This is a genomic window from Streptomyces sp. NPDC005303 (genome assembly GCF_040607335.1).
In the GTDB taxonomy this organism is placed as follows: Bacteria; Actinomycetota; Actinomycetes; order Streptomycetales; family Streptomycetaceae; genus Streptomyces.
In genome coordinates this window covers 239914-258404 of record NZ_JBEXGM010000003.1, presented here as the reverse complement: position 1 = coordinate 258404, position 18491 = coordinate 239914, and the positions used below count along the sequence as shown (strand labels likewise).

The 18491-nt window shown below is 72.0% G+C and carries 16 protein-coding genes and 1 pseudogene; 14 read left to right on the top strand and 3 right to left on the bottom strand.

What is annotated here, in order from left to right; translation table 11 throughout:
• Positions 1-166 precede the first annotated feature (166 nt).
• From ABZT93_RS07580 to ABZT93_RS07530, 11 genes and pseudogenes are all read left to right on the top strand, one after another.
• A complete protein-coding gene (locus ABZT93_RS07580) occupies positions 167-1027 on the top strand; it encodes a hypothetical protein (RefSeq protein WP_356100407.1) in 861 nt (286 codons plus the stop codon).
• A 480-nt stretch (positions 1028-1507) separates the two neighbouring features.
• Positions 1508-2128, top strand: coding sequence for a TetR/AcrR family transcriptional regulator (locus ABZT93_RS07575; RefSeq protein WP_356100404.1), 621 nt, complete (start codon positions 1508-1510; stop codon positions 2126-2128).
• 77 nt (positions 2129-2205) lie between these two features.
• A complete protein-coding gene (locus ABZT93_RS07570) occupies positions 2206-4437 on the top strand; it encodes a molybdopterin oxidoreductase family protein (RefSeq protein WP_356100401.1) in 2232 nt (743 codons plus the stop codon).
• A gap of 210 nt (positions 4438-4647) precedes the next feature.
• Positions 4648-6069, top strand: a complete 1422-nt coding sequence (locus ABZT93_RS07565) for a citrate:proton symporter (RefSeq protein WP_356100398.1) — start codon at positions 4648-4650, stop codon at positions 6067-6069.
• A 33-nt stretch (positions 6070-6102) separates the two neighbouring features.
• Positions 6103-7341 carry an MFS transporter gene (locus ABZT93_RS07560; protein WP_356100395.1) on the top strand — a complete coding sequence of 413 codons (1239 nt, stop codon included), beginning with the start codon at positions 6103-6105 and terminating at the stop codon, positions 7339-7341.
• Positions 7342-7442: 101 nt separating this feature from the next.
• Entirely contained in the window at positions 7443-8099 is a 657-nt protein-coding gene (locus ABZT93_RS07555) for a hypothetical protein (protein ID WP_356100392.1), read from the top strand.
• A complete protein-coding gene (locus ABZT93_RS07550) occupies positions 8086-8823 on the top strand; it encodes a class F sortase (RefSeq protein ID WP_356100390.1) in 738 nt (245 codons plus the stop codon). The genes ABZT93_RS07555 and ABZT93_RS07550 overlap by 14 nt, the downstream gene beginning before the upstream one ends.
• Positions 8824-9054: 231 nt before the next feature.
• Entirely contained in the window at positions 9055-10386 is a 1332-nt protein-coding gene (locus ABZT93_RS07545) for an ABC transporter ATP-binding protein (RefSeq protein ID WP_356100387.1), read from the top strand.
• 192 nt (positions 10387-10578) lie between these two features.
• Positions 10579-10863 (top strand): annotated as a pseudogene (locus tag ABZT93_RS07540) (DUF3574 domain-containing protein); the annotation flags it as partial.
• Positions 10864-11002: 139 nt separating this feature from the next.
• On the top strand, positions 11003-12391 hold the full coding sequence (locus ABZT93_RS07535) for an aldehyde dehydrogenase family protein (RefSeq protein WP_356100384.1): 1389 nt from the start codon (positions 11003-11005) through the stop codon (positions 12389-12391).
• Between the two features lie 10 nt (positions 12392-12401).
• A complete protein-coding gene (locus ABZT93_RS07530; protein WP_356100382.1) occupies positions 12402-13481 on the top strand; it encodes a Zn-dependent alcohol dehydrogenase in 1080 nt (359 codons plus the stop codon).
• Between the two features lie 61 nt (positions 13482-13542).
• On the opposite strand, the gene ABZT93_RS07525 is transcribed toward ABZT93_RS07530, so the two are convergent.
• The 3 genes from ABZT93_RS07525 to ABZT93_RS07515 form a co-directional block, all read right to left on the bottom strand.
• Positions 13543-14493 carry a DMT family transporter gene (locus tag ABZT93_RS07525; protein ID WP_356100379.1) on the bottom strand — a complete coding sequence of 317 codons (951 nt, stop codon included), beginning with the start codon at positions 14491-14493 and terminating at the stop codon, positions 13543-13545.
• 72 nt (positions 14494-14565) lie between these two features.
• Complete coding sequence (locus ABZT93_RS07520) at positions 14566-15279, bottom strand: winged helix-turn-helix domain-containing protein (RefSeq protein WP_356100376.1); 714 nt, start codon at positions 15277-15279, stop codon at positions 14566-14568.
• A 46-nt stretch (positions 15280-15325) separates the two neighbouring features.
• Positions 15326-15967, bottom strand: a complete 642-nt coding sequence (locus ABZT93_RS07515; protein WP_356100374.1) for a TetR/AcrR family transcriptional regulator — start codon at positions 15965-15967, stop codon at positions 15326-15328.
• 76 nt (positions 15968-16043) lie between these two features.
• Here ABZT93_RS07515 and ABZT93_RS07510 point away from each other — a divergent pair, with 76 nt between their 5' ends.
• The 3 genes from ABZT93_RS07510 to ABZT93_RS07500 all read left to right on the top strand — a co-directional run bounded on the left by ABZT93_RS07510 (position 16044) and on the right by ABZT93_RS07500 (position 18487).
• On the top strand, positions 16044-17198 hold the full coding sequence (locus ABZT93_RS07510) for an acyl-CoA dehydrogenase family protein (protein ID WP_356100370.1): 1155 nt from the start codon (positions 16044-16046) through the stop codon (positions 17196-17198).
• Positions 17199-17254: 56 nt separating this feature from the next.
• Positions 17255-17542, top strand: a complete 288-nt coding sequence (locus ABZT93_RS07505; protein ID WP_020117785.1) for a YiaA/YiaB family inner membrane protein — start codon at positions 17255-17257, stop codon at positions 17540-17542.
• A gap of 318 nt (positions 17543-17860) precedes the next feature.
• The gene (locus ABZT93_RS07500; RefSeq protein ID WP_356100368.1) at positions 17861-18487 is read left to right on the top strand and encodes a TetR/AcrR family transcriptional regulator; all 627 of its coding nucleotides are present in this window, start codon (positions 17861-17863) and stop codon (positions 18485-18487) included.
• Positions 18488-18491 lie beyond the last annotated feature (4 nt).

Here is an 18491-nt window from a genome sequence, read left to right as displayed (position 1 = left end):
GCTCCCTTGCGGTCTGATTCCTATGGAACACCGTAGGATTGCGGTCTGGTCGGCGCAAGAGGGGGTTTTCTGGAACCGATGTCCCGCTCGTGACCTCCTCAGGGAGGAGGAGAACCAGACCCCAGGGGGATTCGCGTTGTCGGACCTGTGTTCTACGCTCCCCGGCATGTCGTGGACGCGGGGACTTCTTGCCCTGCTCGCGGTCTGTGTCCTGCTGGTGACCGGATCCGTGAGCTGTGGCGCCGATGGGGCACGGAAGCAGAAGGACGGGCAGTCGGTCTCACCGGTGGGCAAGGTCCTCGACGACACCGATCACGAGGGTCGGCACTACCGCGAGGTGGACAAGGACAACGCCCCCGATGTCGGCATAGTGGTGCAGCCGGACACCGACGACAGCTGGTCCGTGCGGCTGACCGTCGAGAACTTCACCTTCTCGCCCGCCGCGGCGCGGGCGAAGGCGGTCTCCGGCCGCGGTGTCGCCGTCCTCTTCGTGGACGACCGCCCCGTCACCACCCTGCGCGCCCCGTCCTGCCACCTCCCGGCCACGTACGTCCCGCAGGGCACCCACAAGCTCACCGCCCGTCTCTACGCCGACGACGGCACCGTCTGGGCCGTCGACGGAGCCCCGGTGGAAAGCACGGCAGACGTTACGGCGTCGAAGCCGCGGGCGATGGGGGGTGCGGGTTCGGGGAGCGGTGCTTCGGGGTCGGGGTCGGGGTCCACGGGGAGCGCGGGCGTTGCTTCGAGCCTGCGGTCCACGACGGGCGCCGCCCGTGGTACTCCGGTCTCACGGCTCAGGACGAGCGCGGGCGGCGGCGGGGTTGCCTTGGCGCAGCAGCCCGCGGTGAGGGCGGACGACGGTGTCCCGGCCCGCCAGGGCGTCACGGGCACCGGCGTCCCGGCCCAGCGGAGTGGCGCGGGTGCCGGCGGCGCGGTCTCGGGTGTGGGGCTCGTGGCGGGTGCGGGTGCGGGCGGGTTGGGCTTGCGGTTCACCACGCACGCGCGCGTGAGTGGCGGTGGCTTGTGAGTGCGGCTTGCGGTGAGGGTGGATGGCGGTGTCCCGGCCCCGCAGGGCGGCACGGGCACCCGTGGCACGGTCTTGGGTGTGCGGCCCACGGCCGGCCGTGGGCCGGCGACCCGGCCCCGCAGGTCGGCACGGGCATCGGCGGCGCGGTCTCGGGTGTGGGGCTCGTGGCGGGTGCGGGTGCGGGCAGGGGCGGGGGCGGGTTGGGCTTGCGGTTCACCACGCGCACGCGCGTGAGTGGCGGTGGCTTGTGAGTGTGGCTTGCGGTGCGGGTGGGTGCTGGTGGCCAGGCCCCCGGCAGGGCGGTACGGCCACTGGTGCCACGGTCTCGGACGCGCAGCGCACGGGCGGCCCCGTCCCCGCCCCGCAGGCCGGTCTCGGAAGCGCGGCTCGCGGCCCGTTCCGACGGTGGCCGATGAGTGCCGCGGGCCCCCGGCCCCGTACCAGGTGGCAGGGTTCACCGGACGACGGCGGAAAGGCATCATGAAGCCCGTGCCCCAAGCGACCTCGCTTCGCCGTGCGCCCGTGCAGCGGCGCAGTGCCGAACGGCTGACCAGAATCCTCGACGCCTGCGCCGACCTGCTCGACGAGGTCGGCTACGACGCCCTCAGCACCCGCGCCGTCGCCCAGCGCGCCGGCGTGCCCATCGGCTCCGTCTACCGCTTCTTCGGCAACAAGCGGCAGATGGTCGACGCCCTCGCGCAGCGCAACCTTGAGCGGTTCACGGTCGCCGTCACCGACCGCCTCAAGGAGTCCGGTGCGGAAGGAGGCTGGCGTACGGCGATGGACGTCGTGCTCGACGAGTACCTCGCCATGAAGCGCACCGCCCCCGGCTTCTCCCTCGTCGACTTCGGCAACCAGATCCCCGTCGGCGCCCGCCACGCCGAACCCAACCACCGCGTCGCCGACCGCCTCACCGACCTCCTGTCCGGCTACCTCTCCCGCGAACCGGACGACGATCTGCGCCGCACCTTCCTCATCGCCGTGGAAACCGCCGACACCCTGGTCCACCTGGCCTTCCGGATGGCGCCCGAAGGTGACGAGCGGATCATCCAGGAGGCCCGGGAGATGCTGCGCGCCTACCTGGCGCGGGTTCTGGACTGACCGTCGACAACCCCTCCCGCCCATCCCTACCGGTCGGTATGCTCACCGGGACAGGCACCGCTGCCCCGGGAGGACCCGTGTCCCGCACCGCTCTGCGTATCTGCCCCCTGTGCGAGGCCACCTGTGGTCTGACGCTCACCGTCGAGGGGACCCGGGTCACCGGCGCCCGCGGGGACCGCGACGACGTGTTCAGCAAGGGCTTCATCTGCCCGAAGGGCGCCTCCTTCGGGGCCGTCGACGGTGACCCCGACCGGCTGCGCACGCCTCTCGTACGACGGGACGGGGAGCTGCACGAGGCCACCTGGGAGGAGGCCTTCGACGCGGTCGCCGCCGGCATCCGGGCGGTCGTGGAGGGACACGGGGCGAACTCCGTCGGGGTCGTCCTCGGCAACCCCAACGTCCACACCATGGCCGGCGCCCTCTACCCGCCGGTGCTGCTCGCCGGACTGGGCACCCGCAGCGTCTTCACCGCGTCCACGGTCGACCAGATGCCCAAGCACGTCTCCAGCGGGCTGCTGTTCGGCGACGCCAACGCCATCCCCGTGCCCGACCTCGACCACACCGACCACCTTCTCCTCATCGGCGCCAACCCCCTGGAATCCAACGGGAGTCTGTGCACCGCCCCCGACTTCCCCGGCAAGCTCAAGGCGCTCAAGGCGCGCGGCGGCACCCTCACCGTCATCGACCCCCGCCGCACCCGCACCGCGAGGCTCGCCGACCGCCACATCGCCGTCCGGCCCGGTACCGACGCGTTGCTGCTCGCGGCGATGGCGTACGTGCTCTTCGAGGAAGGGCTCGTCGACACCGGGGAGTTGACCCCGCATCTCCAAGGGCTCGACGAACTCCGCGCAGCCGTACGGGACTTCACTCCGGACTCCGTCGCCGACGCCTGCGACGTCGACGCCCCCACCATCCGTACCCTCGCCCGCGAACTCGCCGCCGCCCCAACCGCCGCCGTATACGGTCGCATCGGCAGCTGCACCGTCCCGCACGGCACCCTCGCGAGCTGGCTCGTCGACGTGCTCAACATCCTCACCGGCAACCTCGACCGGCCCGGCGGCGCCCTCTTCCCGCAGGCCGCCACCGACCGGACGCCCCGGCCCGCGGGACCCAGCCACGGGTTCGCCCTCGGGCGCTGGCACTCCCGGGTGAGCCGACACCCCGAGGCCAAGGGCGAGTTGCCGCTCTCCGCGCTCGCCGAGGAGATCGACACCGCGACCGAGCAGGGCGAGCCGATCCGGGCGCTGATCGCAGTCGCCGCCAACCCCGTACTGTCGGCCCCCGACGGCGACCGGCTCGACAAGGCCCTCGGCTCGCTCGACTTCATGGTCAGCGTGGACCCGTACCTGAACGAGACCTCGCGCCACGCCCACGTCGTGCTGCCGCCGCCCCCGCCCTCCCAGAGCCCGCACCACGACTTCGCCTTCAACACCCTCGCCGTGCGCAACCAGGTCCGCTACACCCGCCCCGCCGTCCCGCTGGAGCCCGGCCGGATGGCGGAGACGGAGATCCTCGCCCGGCTGATCCTCGCCGCGACCGGCATGCACGGCGCCGACCCGTCCGCCGTGGACGACCTGGTCATCGGCCAGACCCTCGGCAAGGCGGTCAAGGACGCCCACTCGCCCGTGCACGGCCGCGAACCACTCGAGCTGGCGGCACTTCTGCAGGGCGACACCGGGCCCGAGCGGCGGCTCGACATGATGCTGCGACTAGGCCCCTACGGCGACGGTTTCGGCGTACGCCCGGACGGGCTGAGCCTCGCGCGGCTGCTCGCGCATCCGCACGGCATCGACCTCGGCCCGCTGAAGTCCCGGCTGCCGCAGCCGCTGAAGACCAGGAGCGGCAAGGTCGAACTGCTGCCGCAACCGATCGCCGACGACCTGCCCCGGCTGCGCGAGGCCCTGCGGCACAAGGCCGACGGGCTGGTCCTCGTCGGCCGCAGGCACCTGCGCTCCAACAACAGCTGGATGCACAACGTCCCCGCCCTCACCGGCGGCACCAACCGCTGCACCCTGCACATCCACCCCGAGGACGCCGAGCGGCTCGGCCTGAGGGACGGCGCCGCGGTGCGGGTCAAGGGTGCCGGGGGAGAGGTGGTCACCGAGGCCGAGCTCACAGACGCGATGCGTCCCGGCGTGGTCAGCCTGCCCCACGGCTGGGGTCACGACCGGCCCGGGACCCGGCTCGGCCACGCCGCCAAGGACCCCGGCGTCAACGTCAACCAGCTCCTCGACGGCAGCCTGCTCGACCCGCTCTCGGGCAACGCGGTCCTCAACGGCGTACCGGTACTGCTTTTCCCCGGGGGCTGAGTCGATATGCGGCTACCGCCGCGCGGCCCCCGGACCCCCAGCCGAAAAACAGCCGCCGTAGCGACGCTGTGAGCAGTGCAAAGCTGTGACCAGCAGTTTTGCGCTTATTGCTCGCATGTCAACGTCTTGTTAACGCCGCTTGACGGGTCCTAACGTCATCGCACTGCCGACTCCGGTGGGAGTTCAAGGGCGAACGTTAGGTATCCACTCATGTTGACCATCCTCGGCTTCGCCATGATCGCGACCTTCCTGGTCCTGATCATGATGAAGAAGATGTCGCCGATCGCGGCGCTCGTACTGATCCCGGCCCTGTTCTGCGTCTTCGTCGGGAAGGGCGCCAAGCTCGGTGACTACGTCATCGACGGCGTCACCAGCCTCGCCCCCACCGCGGCGATGCTCATGTTCGCGATCGTCTACTTCGGTGTGATGATCGACGTCGGCCTCTTCGACCCGGTGGTGCGCGGGATCCTGAAGTTCGCGAAGGCCGACCCGATGCGGATCGTCGTCGGTACGGCGATCCTCGCCGCGATCGTCTCGCTGGACGGTGACGGCTCGACCACCTTCATGATCACCGTCTCGGCGATGTACCCGCTGTACAAGCGCCTGAAGATGAGCCTGGTCGTGATGACCGGCGTCGCCGCCATGGCCAACGGCGTGATGAACACGCTGCCCTGGGGCGGTCCGACGGCCCGCGCGGCCACCGCGCTGAAGCTCGACGCCAGCGACATCTTCGTCCCGATGATCCCGGCCCTGGCCGTCGGCCTCTTGGGCGTCTTCGTCCTCTCGTACGTGCTCGGCATGCGCGAGCGCAAGCGGCTCGGCGTGCTCACGCTGAACGAGGTCCTGGTCGACGAGAAGGTCGAGGAGACCGAGACCGTCCTGGTCGGCGCCGGTTCCGGTGCCTCCGGCCCGGGCAAGGCCGCGCCGGCCACCGGCGGCTCCGGCTCAGGCACCGACGCCGAGGACGACGAGGCCGGCGACGCCGAGCGCTTCCAGGTCCTCGACCCGAACCGGCCCACCCTGCGCCCCAAGCTGTACTGGTTCAACGCGCTGCTCACGGCCATCCTGCTCACCTCCATGATCATGGAGTGGCTGCCGATCCCGGTGCTGTTCCTGCTCGGCGCCGCGCTCGCGCTCACCGTGAACTTCCCGCACATCCCCGACCAGAAGGCCCGCCTCGCCGCCCACGCAGACAACGTCCTCAACGTCTCCGGCATGGTGTTCGCCGCCGCCGTCTTCACCGGCGTCCTCCAGGGCACCGGCATGGTCGACCACATGGCCCGCTGGATGGTGGACGTCATCCCCGAGGGCATGGGCCCGCACATGGCCCTGGTCACCGGCGTCCTGAGCCTCCCGCTCACGTACTTCATGTCCAACGACGGCTTCTACTTCGGCGTCCTGCCGGTCCTCGCCGAGGCCGGCGCGGCGCACGGCGTCACCCCGCTGGAGATGGCCCGCGCCTCGCTCGTCGGTCAGCCGCTGCACATGTCGAGCCCGCTCGTCCCGGCCGTGTACGTCCTGGTCGGTATGGCCAAGGTGGAGTTCGGCGACCACACCCGGTTCGTCGTCAAGTGGGCCGCGCTCACATGCCTGTTGATCCTCGGGGCAGGGATCCTCTTCGGAATCATCTGATCCGCTTCTTTCCCGTCCACGGAGGACTTGATCATGGCGCCCGGTGGGAACCGCGGCTGGCTGCTCCGCCTCGTCATCGCCTTCAGCTTCGCGCAGGGGGCGGTGTCGATGGCCCGGCCCGCCGTCTCCTACCGGGCCCTCGCGCTCGGCGCGGACGAGCGGGCGATCGGCGTCATCGCCGGTGTGTACGCGCTGTTGCCGCTCTTCGCCGCCGTACCGCTGGGCCGCCGTACGGATCACGGGAGGTGCGCGCCGCTGCTGCCGGTCGGGGTCGTGCTCATATCCGGTGGTTGCGCGCTGAGCGGGATCGCGGGCTCCCTGTGGACCATGGCGGTCTGGAGCGGGGTGATGGGCCTCGGTCACCTCTGCTTCGTCATCGGCGCCCAGTCCCTCGTCGCCCGCCAGTCCGCCCCGCACGAACAGGACCGCAACTTCGGCCACTTCACCATCGGCGCCTCCCTGGGCCAACTGGTGGGCCCGGTCGCGGCGGGCGCGCTGATCGGCGGCTCCGACATGGCGGGCACGAGTGCGCTCGCGCTGCTCGTCGCGGGCGCCGGGGCGGCCTTCGCGTGCCTGTCGCTGTGGCGCATCGAGCACCGCGACACGGCGGCCAAGTCCCGTACCGGGCACGGCGACCCGGTCCCCGTCGGACGCATCCTCAGGACCCGGGGCGTTCCCGGGGGCATCTTCGTGAGCCTGTCCGTGCTGTCCGCCACCGACATCCTCACCGCGTATCTCCCGGTGGTCGGTGAGCACCGGGGCATCGCCCCCTCGGTGATCGGCCTGCTGCTGAGCCTGCGCGCGGCGGCCACGATCGCCTGCCGGCTGGTGCTGACTCCTCTGCTACGGCTGCTGGGGCGCGCGTTGCTCCTCACCGTGACGTGTCTGCTGGCGGCCGTGCTGTGCGCGGGCATCGCGCTGCCGGTCCCGGTGTGGGCGCTGGCCGTCGTGCTCGCACTGCTCGGCTTCTGTCTCGGCGTGGGACAGCCGCTGTCCATGACGACGGTCGTCCAGGCGGCCCCCGACGGCGCCCGCTCCACCGCCCTCGCCCTGCGGCTGACCGGCAACCGCCTCGGCCAGGTCGCCGCGCCGGCCACCGCGGGCCTGGTCGCGGGAGTGGCGGGGGTGGCCGCACCGTTCGTGATGCTCGGGACCTTGCTGCTGCTGTCGGCGGGGGTGGCGTTGCGGTCGCCGGGGCGGACTGAAGGGACCGGACCGGCTGCGGGGAAGCAGCCGAAGCGCCCGGGGTTGCGCCGCACGAGCGATATCTGACGGCGCGCCGGGCATTGATGCGGCCGACCGTCGCGCGCATGAAGGACAGTGCTGCCGAAAGAGCGATTTGTATGGAAATCGTCTGAATCGGAGGAGCGCGCATGCCCACCCTGAAACTCCCACGTACCTTCCGCGTCCGCACGGGCGCCTCGGTCGTCCTCACCGCCCTCGCGGCGGCCGGTGCATCGTGGGTGGCGGCGCCGAACGCATCGGCCGCAGGCGAGAACGGCGACATCAGGATCCACCATGTGGGCGTGCCTTTCGGCGTCGCCAAGGATGATCCCCGGGTCTGCAAGTTCTACCTGGATGCCGTCAACTTCGACGTCCTCACCACCATCGCCTACACCATCACGCCCCAGCCTCCGCTGCCCACCGCGGCCACCGTCGCCGGCACCATCCAGCTCGCCGGGGGTGCCGGTCACACCGACCCGCTGGGGGTGGCGGACGGGCAGTACAAGATCACCTGGATCGTGGCCGGCCTCCCCAAGGAGAAGGTCTTCCGCGTCAACTGCCACGACGGCAGGCGCGACGCGGAGCGACGGCCGGGCGACCAGATCGAGGACCAGCGCGACGGCGGGGGCTGGAGCCAGAGCGATCCCGGCGGCCCGAAGGGCGGTGTGCACGCGGGTGGCGGTGGTCTCGTCGACACCGCCGCCGCGTTCGCTCCGGTGACCGCGGCGGGGGCCGTCGGCCTGGTGGCGGTCGGCGGTGTCGCGTACTTCCGGCTGAACCGCCGTCGCCCCGATGGCGCCGCGTAGGCGCAGACGCAGGCCCTGGTACCGGACCCGCGCCTACCGCCTCACCAGGACGGCTGTGCTCACGGTCGTCCTGGTGACGGTGGGGGTCCGGTGTACGGGTGACGACAGGCCGACCGCGCCGGACGGGCCCGACGGTCCGGACACCGTGGTGGCCGCCGGCCCGGACGCGGCGGCCGGTGAGCCGCCGGCCTCAGCCCGCCCCACGCCCACCCGAACGCCCCCGCCCCGCCCGCTGCCCCGGTCCCGCCCGACGACCTTCCGCATCCCCTCCCTGGGCATCGACGCCCCGGTCGTGGGCCTCCGGCTCATCAGAGGACGCGAGTTGGCGACACCACCGGTCGACAAGCCCAAGCTCGTCGGCTGGTACCAGGGCGGCGCCACGCCCGGTGAGTCCGGGACGGCGATCGCCGTGGGCCACCGCGACACCAGGACCGGCCCCGCCGTCTTCGCCGCGCTCGCCCAGGTGAAGCCGGGCAAGAAGATCGAGGCGGGCCGCGCGGACGGCCGTATCGCCGTCTACACCGTGGACCGGGTGAAGGTCTTCGACAAGGCGGGCTTTCCCGACAAGGAGGTCTACGGCCGGGCCCGGCGCCCGGAACTGCGCGTGATCACCTGCGGCGGACTCTTCACCCGCCGGACGGGCTACACCAGCAACGTCGTCGTCTTCGCCCACCTCACCCAGACCCGCGAGCCGCGGCCGGCGCAGAGCGCGACGACGCGCTGAGTACGTGAGGGGCGCGCTGCGTGCGTGACGGCCCGCTGAAGAGCGTGTCGACGCGCCGAGTCCCGCCGTCCGTCGTCTCGCAGGCTGGACCAAAGCGTCTGATCCCGCCCGCTCTCTTCCCTCGGCCGCATGCATTCCGTTAACTTCCGTGACTCACAGCCCCGTACGACCCGCACGGGGCCTCTCGACCGCGGAGCACCAGCGCCTGATCCAGCCCCCGGGGGCACCGTCATGACACGCGCCATATCTCTGCACCATGTGAGCAAGACCTACACCCGGGGAATCCGGGTGGTGGACCGGCTCTCGCTGGACATCGCGCCCGGTGAGTTCCTCGTCCTGCTCGGCCCCTCCGGCTGCGGAAAATCCACCGTCCTCAGGATGATCGCCGGTCTGGAGGAGATCACCGAGGGCCGGCTCGACCTCGACGGCGAGTACGCCAACGACCTGCTGCCCGCCGAGCGGCGGATGGCGATGGTGTTCCAGAACTTCGCCCTCTACCCGAACATGACCAGCCGGGGGAACATCGGCTTCCCGCTGCGCATCGAGGCTCCCGGCGAGGACCCGCGCGCACGCGTGGACGCCACCGCCCGCATGCTCGGCATCGAGGACCTCCTCGACCGCTACCCCGGTCAGCTCTCCGGTGGCGAACGCCAGCGGGTGGCGATGGGCCGGGCCATCTCCCGCCACCCCTCCGCCTTCCTCATGGACGAGCCGCTGTCCAACCTCGACGCCAAGCTCCGCAATCACCTGCGCGCCGAAATAGCGGGCCTCACCCGGGAGTTGGGCGTCACCACGGTCTACGTCACCCACGACCAGGCCGAGGCGATGTCGCTCGGCGACCGGGTGGCCGTCCTGCGCGGCGGAGTCCTCCAGCAGGTCGGCACCCCGCGCTCGGTGTACGCACTGCCCCGCAACGTCTTCGTCGCCGCCTTCATCGGCACCCCGCGGATCAACCTGCTGCGTGGGCTGGTGCGGGCCCCGCTGGACGGCGCGATGACCATCAGCCTGGGCAAGCAGTATCTGCGGCTGCCCGAACCCCTTTCCCTGGACCACCAGTTGCTCCGTGTTCAGCAGGGCCGCGAGGTGATCGTGGGCCTGCGCTCGGAAGCGATCCGCATCGCCGAACGGACCTCCGCCCGCCCCGGGGAGATGCCGATCACCGGTCTGGTGGAGCACGTGGAGTTCCAGGGCCACGAGGTCCTCGTCCACTTCAACACCGGCTCCAGCCCCGCCCTCGTCCCCGACCTGGAGGCCCCGCGCCCGGCCGCGCGCCCGCCCCGGCGCCGCCGCCGCGACGGCACGGTCCTGGACCGCCTGAAAGACCGCGCGGTCTCCCTCCGCGCGGGCCCCGTCGTGGTCCTGGAGGACCCACCGGACCGCGAGCCCCCCGCGGCCGACCCCCGCCTCCCCGGCGACCTCGTGGTCCGCACCACCCCGGACATCGACCTGCGCCGCGGCATGCAGGTCCCCCTCCTCGTCGACATCTCCCACCTCTTCGTCTTCGACCAGCACGGCGAACGCATCTGCCCGTCCCCGGACCGCCTTCCGGACCTGGACGAGTGAGGCGGGCGGCGCGGGGCAAGGGGGGAGAGCAGGCAGACCACGGCCGCCCCGCCCCGGCACCCTCGACCTGATGGAGTGAACTGAGGGCGCGGCAACCGGACTTGGCCGCGCCCTCCCGCTAGGCAGGTGCGTATGACCACACACCTCACCAGGGTCAGGACGCTCCTCACCGGGGCCAGGACCGGACCCGGGATCAGGTCCCTCCTCGCCGGCGCCGCCCTCCTGTTCTGCGCCGCCGCCCCCACCACCTACGCCACCCTCGCCGAGGCCGACTCCTCGGCGCCGGAGCGCGGGGCGCCGTACATCGAGACGCGGCTCTTCTTCGGTACCGCGCGGCCCGACGGAGCGGCGGCCGTCACCGACCGGCAGTTCATGGCCTTCGTCGACAAGGAGGTCACCCCCGGCTTCCCGAACGGCCTGACCGTGCAGAGCGGGCGTGGGCAGTGGCGGGACGCGAGCGAGAAGATCGAGAAGGAGTCGGGCGTCGACGAGCGGGCCCGTGTCGACTTCTGATGTCCGTGGAGGGTCCCGCCCGCTCTGGCGCAAGAAAACTATCGTCGCTAGTTTATGGGGTCGGACGACGAGCACGTCACGGCCCAGCCCGGAAGGACGCACCATGAAGGCGCACGACGGCATGTACATCGAGGGTGAGTGGCGCCCGGCCACCGGCCCGGACGTGATCGAGGTCGTGAACCCGGCCGACGGGCAGGTCATCGCGCAGGTCCCGGCCGGCGCCGCCGAGGACGTGGACCTGGCCGTACGGGCCGCTCGCGCCGCCCTCCCGGCCTGGGCAGCGACCGCTCCGGCCGAGCGCGCCGCCCGGCTGGCCGCCCTGCGGGACGTCCTGGCCGCCCGCTCGGACGAGATCGCCGAGACGGTCACCGCGGAGCTCGGCTCGCCGCTGAAGTTCTCGCAGAACGTCCACGCCGCCGTCCCCGTCGCGGTCGCCGCGTCCTACGCCGAACTCGCCGCGACGCACCCCTTCGAGGAGAAGGTCGGCAACTCCACGGTCCACCAGGAGCCGATCGGTGTGGTCGCCGCGATCACGCCCTGGAACTACCCGCTCCACCAGATCGTCGCCAAGGTCGCCCCGGCCCTCGCCGCGGGCTGCACGGTCGTCCTCAAGCCCGCCGAGGACACCCCGCTGGTCGCCCAGCTCTTCGCCGAGGCGGTCCACGAGGCCGGGATCCCGGCCGGCGTCTTCAACCTGGTCACAGGACTCGGCCCGGTCGCGGGTCAGGCCCTGGTCGAGCACCCGGACGTCGACCTGGTCTCCTTCACCGGCTCCACCGCGGTCGGCCGCCGGATCGGTGCGACCGCCGGTGCCGCGCTCAAGAAGGTCGCCCTGGAACTCGGCGGCAAGTCCGCCAACGTCATCCTGCCGAGCGCCGACCTCGCCAAGGCGGTCAATGTCGGCGTCGCCAACGTGATGTCCAACTCCGGCCAGACGTGCAGCGCCTGGACCCGGATGCTGGTGCACACGGACCAGTACGACGAGGCCGTCGAGCTCGCCGCCGCGGCCGCCGCGAAGTACGGCGAACGCATCGGACCGGTCGTCAACGCCAAGCAGCAGGCACGGGTGCGGAGTTACATCGAGAAGGGTGTCGCCGAGGGCGCCCGGCTCGTCGCGGGCGGCCCCGAATCCCCGCGCGAGCAGGGCTATTTCGTCGCCCCGACCGTCTTCGCCGACGTCACCCCCGACATGACGATCGCGCAGGAGGAGATCTTCGGCCCGGTCCTGTCCGTCCTGCGCTACGAGGACGAGGAGGACGCCCTGCGCATCGCCAACGGCACGGTCTACGGCCTCGCGGGCGCCGTCTGGGCCGGCGACGAGTCGGAGGCCGTGGCCTTCGCCCGCCGGATGGACACCGGGCAGGTCGACATCAACGGCGGCCGCTTCAACCCCCGTGCCCCCTTCGGCGGTTACAAGCAGTCCGGCGTCGGCCGCGAGCTCGGCTCGCACGGTCTCGCCGAGTACCTCCAGACCAAGTCCCTCCAGTTCTAGGAGCCTTCCCGTGGTTCGTGCCGCCGTCCTTCCCGCCGTGGGCGCTCCCCTGGAGATCACCGACATCGACCTCCCGGACCCCGGCCCCGGCCAGGTCCGGGTCCGTCTCGCCGCCGCCGGGGTCTGCCACTCCGACCTGTCCCTGTCCAACGGCACCATGCGCGTCCCCGTCCCGGCCGTCCTCGGCCACGAGGGGGCGGGCACGGTCGTCGCCGTGGGGGAGGGCGTCACCGGTGTGGCGCCCGGCGCCGAGGTGGTCCTCAACTGGGCGCCCTCCTGCGGCAGTTGCCACGCCTGCTCGCTCGGCGAGGTCTGGCTGTGCGCCAATGCCCTGAGCGGCGCCGCCGACGTCTACGCCCGCACCGCCGACGGCACCGACCTCCACCCCGGCCTGAACGTCGCCGCGTTCGCCGAGGAGACGGTCGTCTCCGAGTCCTGCCTCCTGCCCCTCCCCGAGGGCATCCCGCTCACCGACGCGGCCCTGCTCGGCTGCGCCGTCCTCACCGGCTACGGCGCCGTCCACCACTCGGCGCGGGTCCGGCAGGGCGAGACGGTCGCGGTGTTCGGCGTCGGGGGAGTGGGCCTGGCCGCGCTCCAGGCCGCCCGGATCGCGGGCGCCTCGCGGATCGTCGCGGTCGATGTCTCCCCGGAGAAGGAGGAGTTGGCGCGCGCCGCCGGGGCCACCGACTACGTGATCGCCTCCGACACCACCGCCCGCGAGATCCGGGGCCTCACCGGCAAACAGGGCGTCGACGTCGCCGTCGAGTGCGTCGGCCGCGCCTCGACCATCCGCACGGCCTGGGACTCCACCCGCCGCGGCGGCCGTACGACGGTCGTGGGCATCGGCGGCAAGGACCAGCAGGTCACCTTCAACGCCCTGGAGATCTTCCACTGGGGACGCACCCTCACGGGCTGTGTCTACGGCAACTCCAACCCCGCCGAGGACCTGCCCGTGCTCGCCGAGCACGTCCGGGCGGGCCGCCTCGACCTCGGGGCCCTGGTGACGGAACGGATCGCGCTGGACGGCATCCCGGCGGCGTTCGACAACATGCTGGCGGGCAAGGGCGGCCGGGCACTGGTGGTGTTCTGACCGACGGTCGCGCGGATCTCGCCTCGGGTGCTCCGGTCAAGGTGCTCGCGGGCAGGGCGCGTCACACGGAGTCCGAGGCCTTCTCGGGCCGCGGCTCCGGCTCCCGTGCCGTCACCGGGGCCGCGGCCGCCCGTGCGCCGGACCGGGACCGGGACACCGCCACGCCCGCCAGGCACAGCGCCCCGCCCGCGAGCGTGAGCAGGCCCGGGACCTCGCCGAGCGCCAGCCATGACATCAGGACGACCAGGGCGGGGACCGCGTAGGTGGTCGCGCCCATGCGGCTGGCGGTCGTACGGGCGAGGGCGTAGGCCCAGGTGGTGAAGGCCAGGGCGGTCGGGAACGCGCCCAGGTACACCATGTTGAGGGTCGCCGAGGCGGGGGCGTCGGCCGCCTCCGACACCAGCTGACTGGCGAACGGCAGGCAGACGACCGCGCCCGTGATGCAGCCGAACGTCGTCACCTGCAGCGGAGTCGCCGAGCCCAGGGCCGGCTTCTGCGCGACCACTCCGCCGGCGTAGGCGATCGCCGCGAGCAGACACAGGACCACGCCGAGCACCGAGGAGCCACCGTCGTCCGACATCGACAGGCCCACGGTGACAGCGCCGGCGAAGGAGACCGCCATTCCGGCCAGCAGACGGGGCGGCATTGCGTCTTTGAGCAGGCGTGCGCCGAGCAGGGCGATCAGGATCGGGCCGATGTTCACGACCAGGGCCGCGGTGCCCGCGTCCACCTGCTGTTCGCCCCAGTTCAGGACGACCATGTAGAAGCCGAACCACAGGACGCCGGAGATCGCGATGCCGCGCCAGGCGGAGCGTGGGGGAAACCCTTCCCGGCGTAGCAGGCAGATCACGCCCAGGGCGAGCGCGCCGGACAGGAGCCGGCCGAGAGCCAGCGCACCGGGGGAGTAGGCGGCGCCCGCGCTGCGGATCGAGACGAAGGCGGAGGCCCACAGCACGACGGTGACGGTCGCTGCGGAGGCCGCGAGGAGTTCGGTGCGGCGGAGGGAGTTCATCACTCTCCAGAGGCTAGAGAAGGGTGGGGTGGGGAAGCTCGCGGATTTCGGACGGGGTCGGTCGCGAAGACCTCAGTGCAGCGTTTCCGCGGCGATTCCCAGGTGTTCGGCCAGCGCTCGTTCTCCCGTCGCCGTCACCTTCACCGCCCGCTCCGAGCCGATGCGTACGCACCAGCCCGCGTCCAGCGCGTGTCGGCACAGGGCCGCTCCCGCCACGCCGGCCAGATGCGGGCGGCGTTCCGTCCAGTCGAGGCAGCCTCGGGCCAGGGGGCGGCGGCCCTTGCGGTCGAGCAGGATGCCCATGTCCTCGAACCAGGCCAGGCCCGCGTCCGTGAGGGCGAAACCGGTGTCCTGGCGCAGTAGTCGACGCGAGGTCAGGGCGTCGGTCAGGGCGATGCCGAGGCGGCCCGCGAAATGGTCGTAGCACGTGCGTCCCCGGGCCATCGCCGAACCGGCGCTCGACTCCCGCAGGTTTCGGGGGCGCGGGAACGAGTCCGGATCCGGGGAGACCTGTGCCGCCAGGTCCTCCACCAGGTGGGCCACCCTCGCGTCGGCCAGCCGCACGTACCGGTGGCGTCCCTGCCGCTCCTGTGTCAGCAGACCGCCGGCGACCAGCTTGCCCAGGTGTTCGCTCAAGGTCGACGCGGCGACACCCGCGTGGCGGGCCAGCTCGCCCGCCGTCCAGGCCCGGCCGTCGAGCAGGGCCAGCAGACAGGCGGCCCGGGTCTCGTCGGCGATCAGTGCGGCGAGCCTCGCCAACCGGTGGGCCTGCGGGTCCTTGGTCATGCGTCCAGCATCGCGCAGCAACGCTTCGGCGCCCACCGAAATATCCCTACGCCATGAGCCTGACCTGCTCGTACTGCTGCGCAAGCCCGTCCAGCAGAGCCTGCAGTCCGGTCTCGAACGCCCGCTCGTCGATCTTCTCCTGCCGCTCGGCGAGAAGGTGGGCCTGGCCGAGGTGGGGATAGTCCGCGGGGTCGTACGCGCTCTTGTCGTCCACGAACCCCCCGGCGAACGAACCGAGCGCCGAGCCCATGATGAAGTACCGCATCAACGCGCCGATGGACGTGGCCTGCGCCGGGGGCCAGCCCGCGTCGACCATCGCGCCGTAGACCGCGTCGGCCAGGCGCAGGCCCGCGGGACGGCGGCCGGGGCCCTGGGCCAGGACCGGGACGATGTTGGGGTGGTCGCGCAGGGCGGTGCGGTAGGAGAGGGCCCAGTCGTGCAGGGCGGTCCGCCATGCCCGGCCGTCCTCGAACATCGACAGGTCGACCTGGGCGCTCACCGAGTCGGCGACGGCCTCCAGGATCTCGTCCTTCGTCCGGAAGTGGTTGTAGAGGGACGGGCCGCTGACGCCGAGTTCCGCTGCCAGTCGGCGCGTGGACAGTGCCGCGAGGCCCTCCGCGTCCACGAGCGCGCGGGCCGTCTCGACGATCCGGTCGGTGCTGAGGAGGGGCTTGCGCGGTCGGGCCATGGCGCACATAGTAGGGCTGCGGAACAGAAACTAGCAGTGCTAATTTAAAGGCGCCGCTCTCAAGTGAGGTGATCTCGTGGTCGACCTGGGGCTCAGCGAGGAGCAGGCCGCCGTCCGGCGGCTGGCGCGGGACTTCGTGACCCGGGAGATCGCCCCGCATGTCGTCGCCTGGGACCGCGCCGAGGAGGTCGACCGCTCCATCGTCAAGAAGCTCGGCGAGGTCGGTTTCCTCGGGCTGACGATCGACGAGGAGTACGGCGGCTCGGGCGGCGACCATCTGGCGTACTGCCTGGTCACCGAGGAGCTGGGGCGGGGCGACTCGTCCGTGCGCGGGATCGTGTCCGTCTCCCTGGGGCTCGTCGCCAAGACGGTCGCCGGATGGGGGAGCGAGGAGCAGAAGCGGCGCTGGCTTCCCGGGCTCACCTCCGGCGAGTACGTCGGCTGCTTCGGCCTCACCGAGCCCGGCACCGGCTCCGACGCGGGCAACCTCGCCACCCGTGCGGTGCGCGACGGTGAGGACTACGTCATCGACGGCACCAAGATGTTCATCACGAACGGCACCTGGGCCGATGTGGTGCTGCTGTTCGCGCGGTCGACGGACGCTCCCGGCCACAAGGGCGTCTCCGCCTTCCTCGTGCCGACAGATACACCGGGCCTCACCCGCCGGACCATCCACGGCAAGCTCGGCCTGCGCGGCCAGGCCACCGCCGAACTGGTGCTCCAGGGTGTGCGCGTGCCCGCCTCCGCGATGCTCGGCGAGGAGGGCAAGGGGTTCTCCGTCGCCATGTCCGCGCTGGCCAAGGGGCGGATGTCGGTGGCGGCGGGGTGTGTCGGCATCGCCCAGGCCGCGCTGGACGCGGCCGTCCGGTACGCCGGTGAGCGCGAGCAGTTCGGCAGGCCGATCGCGGGGCACCAGCTGGTCCAGGAGCTGATCAGTGACATCGCCGTCGACGTGGACGCGGCCCGGCTGCTGACCTGGCGGGTCGCCGACCTGATCGACCGGGGTCAGCCGTTCGCCGTCGAGTCCTCCAAGGCCAAGCTCTTCGCCTCCGAGGCCGCCGTGCGCGCCGCGAACAACGCCCTCCAGGTCTTCGGGGGGTACGGGTACATCGACGAGTACCCGGCGGGCAAACTGCTGCGGGACGCCCGGGTGATGACCCTCTACGAGGGCACGAGCCAGATCCAGAAGCTGGTGATCGGGCGGGCGTTGACGGGGGTCTCGGCGTTCTGAGTACCTGAGTACCTGAGCGGATGTGGCGGGGGACACAGTCGGACGAGACTCTGGCCATGAGTGACACACCGGTCAAGCAGCAGAACACGGCCGCCTTCTACGGTCAGGCCGTCGCCTCCTTCGCCGTGGCCATGGCCGCCACGGCCGTCGGCATCTTCCGCCTGAACGCCGACGCCTGGGTGCGCGGCTTCCTCGCGATCGCCGTCCTGTACCTCGTCACCTCCGCCTTCACGCTCGCCAAGGTCATCCGAGACCGCCAGGAGGCCGGCCAGATCGTCAGCCGTGTCGACCAGGCCCGCCTGGAGAAACTCCTCGCGGAGCACGACCCCTTCGAGAAGCTGTGACGGGGCCGCCCGGAGGACCGACCGACCCGGTGCCGGTTTCGCGGGCCGGGTCCGGGAGCCTTGAGCGGGCCTGACCCGGCTCGGCCCCTGTCCGGCTCCGCGGACGCGCTGTGCGAGCTTCCCGCTCGGCCGAGGGAGCCCAGGGACCGACCGGTCCTTGGTCGAGCGGCGCCCCCGGGCCCACCCCGAGCCGCTCCCGCGGCACGGCCCCTTTCGTCCCGCTCCGGCCCGCGGTCGGCCTCCGCCGAGCGGGGAGGCTAAGCGCTCGCTCAGGTTCGGCGGTATGGTGGGGGTTCTGACAGTGGAGAGGGGCGTGCGATGAGTACGGCGGAGGAGACGGCCGACGGCGAGATGTCGGCGTGGGGCGAGGTCACGCCCGACGCGGCGCGGCGGCTGCTCGTCGCCGCGGTGGAGGCGTTCGCCGAGCGCGGCTACCACGCCACCACGACCCGGGACATCGCGGGCCGGGCGGGGATGAGTCCCGCCGCGCTCTACATCCACTACAAGACCAAGGAAGAGCTGCTGCACCGCATCAGCCGGATCGGTCACGCGAAGGCGCTGGAGATCCTCCAGGTCGCGGCCCGCCGCGAGGGCACCGCGACCGAGCGGCTCGCGGACGCGGTGAGCTCCTTCGTCCGCTGGCACGCGGGCGGCCGTACCACCGCCCGGGTCGTCCAGTACGAACTGGACTCCCTCGGTCCCGACGCCCGCGCCGAGATCCTCGACCTGCGCCGGCAGTGCGACGCCGAGGTGCGCGGGATCATCGAGGACGGCATCGCGTCCGGCGAGTTCGACGTGCTCGACGTGAAGGGCACCACCCTCGCCGTCATGTCGCTCTGCATCGACGTGGCCCGCTGGTTCAACGTCGACGGCCCCTGGACGCCCGACGAGGTCGGCGCGCTCGACGCCGACCTCGTGCTGCGGATGGTGGGCGCGGCCAAGTGACCGC

What these genes read in the sequence shown, in the direction of transcription:
- ABZT93_RS07580 (WP_356100407.1), top strand. Translation starts at nt 167, where the DNA reads ATGTCGTGGACGCGGGGACTTCTTGCCCTGCTCGCGGTCTGTGTCCTG.
- ABZT93_RS07575 (WP_356100404.1), top strand. Translation starts at nt 1,508, where the DNA reads ATGAAGCCCGTGCCCCAAGCGACCTCGCTTCGCCGTGCGCCCGTGCAG.
- ABZT93_RS07565 (WP_356100398.1), top strand. Translation starts at nt 4,648, where the DNA reads ATGTTGACCATCCTCGGCTTCGCCATGATCGCGACCTTCCTGGTCCTG.
- ABZT93_RS07560 (WP_356100395.1), top strand. Translation starts at nt 6,103, where the DNA reads ATGGCGCCCGGTGGGAACCGCGGCTGGCTGCTCCGCCTCGTCATCGCC.
- ABZT93_RS07555 (WP_356100392.1), top strand. Translation starts at nt 7,443, where the DNA reads ATGCCCACCCTGAAACTCCCACGTACCTTCCGCGTCCGCACGGGCGCC.
- ABZT93_RS07550 (WP_356100390.1), top strand. Translation starts at nt 8,086, where the DNA reads ATGGCGCCGCGTAGGCGCAGACGCAGGCCCTGGTACCGGACCCGCGCC.
- ABZT93_RS07545 (WP_356100387.1), top strand. Translation starts at nt 9,055, where the DNA reads ATGACACGCGCCATATCTCTGCACCATGTGAGCAAGACCTACACCCGG.
- ABZT93_RS07535 (WP_356100384.1), top strand. Translation starts at nt 11,003, where the DNA reads ATGAAGGCGCACGACGGCATGTACATCGAGGGTGAGTGGCGCCCGGCC.
- ABZT93_RS07525 (WP_356100379.1), bottom strand. Translation starts at nt 14,493, where the DNA reads ATGAACTCCCTCCGCCGCACCGAACTCCTCGCGGCCTCCGCAGCGACC.
- ABZT93_RS07520 (WP_356100376.1), bottom strand. Translation starts at nt 15,279, where the DNA reads ATGACCAAGGACCCGCAGGCCCACCGGTTGGCGAGGCTCGCCGCACTG.
- ABZT93_RS07515 (WP_356100374.1), bottom strand. Translation starts at nt 15,967, where the DNA reads ATGGCCCGACCGCGCAAGCCCCTCCTCAGCACCGACCGGATCGTCGAG.
- ABZT93_RS07505 (WP_020117785.1), top strand. Translation starts at nt 17,255, where the DNA reads ATGAGTGACACACCGGTCAAGCAGCAGAACACGGCCGCCTTCTACGGT.
- ABZT93_RS07500 (WP_356100368.1), top strand. Translation starts at nt 17,861, where the DNA reads ATGAGTACGGCGGAGGAGACGGCCGACGGCGAGATGTCGGCGTGGGGC.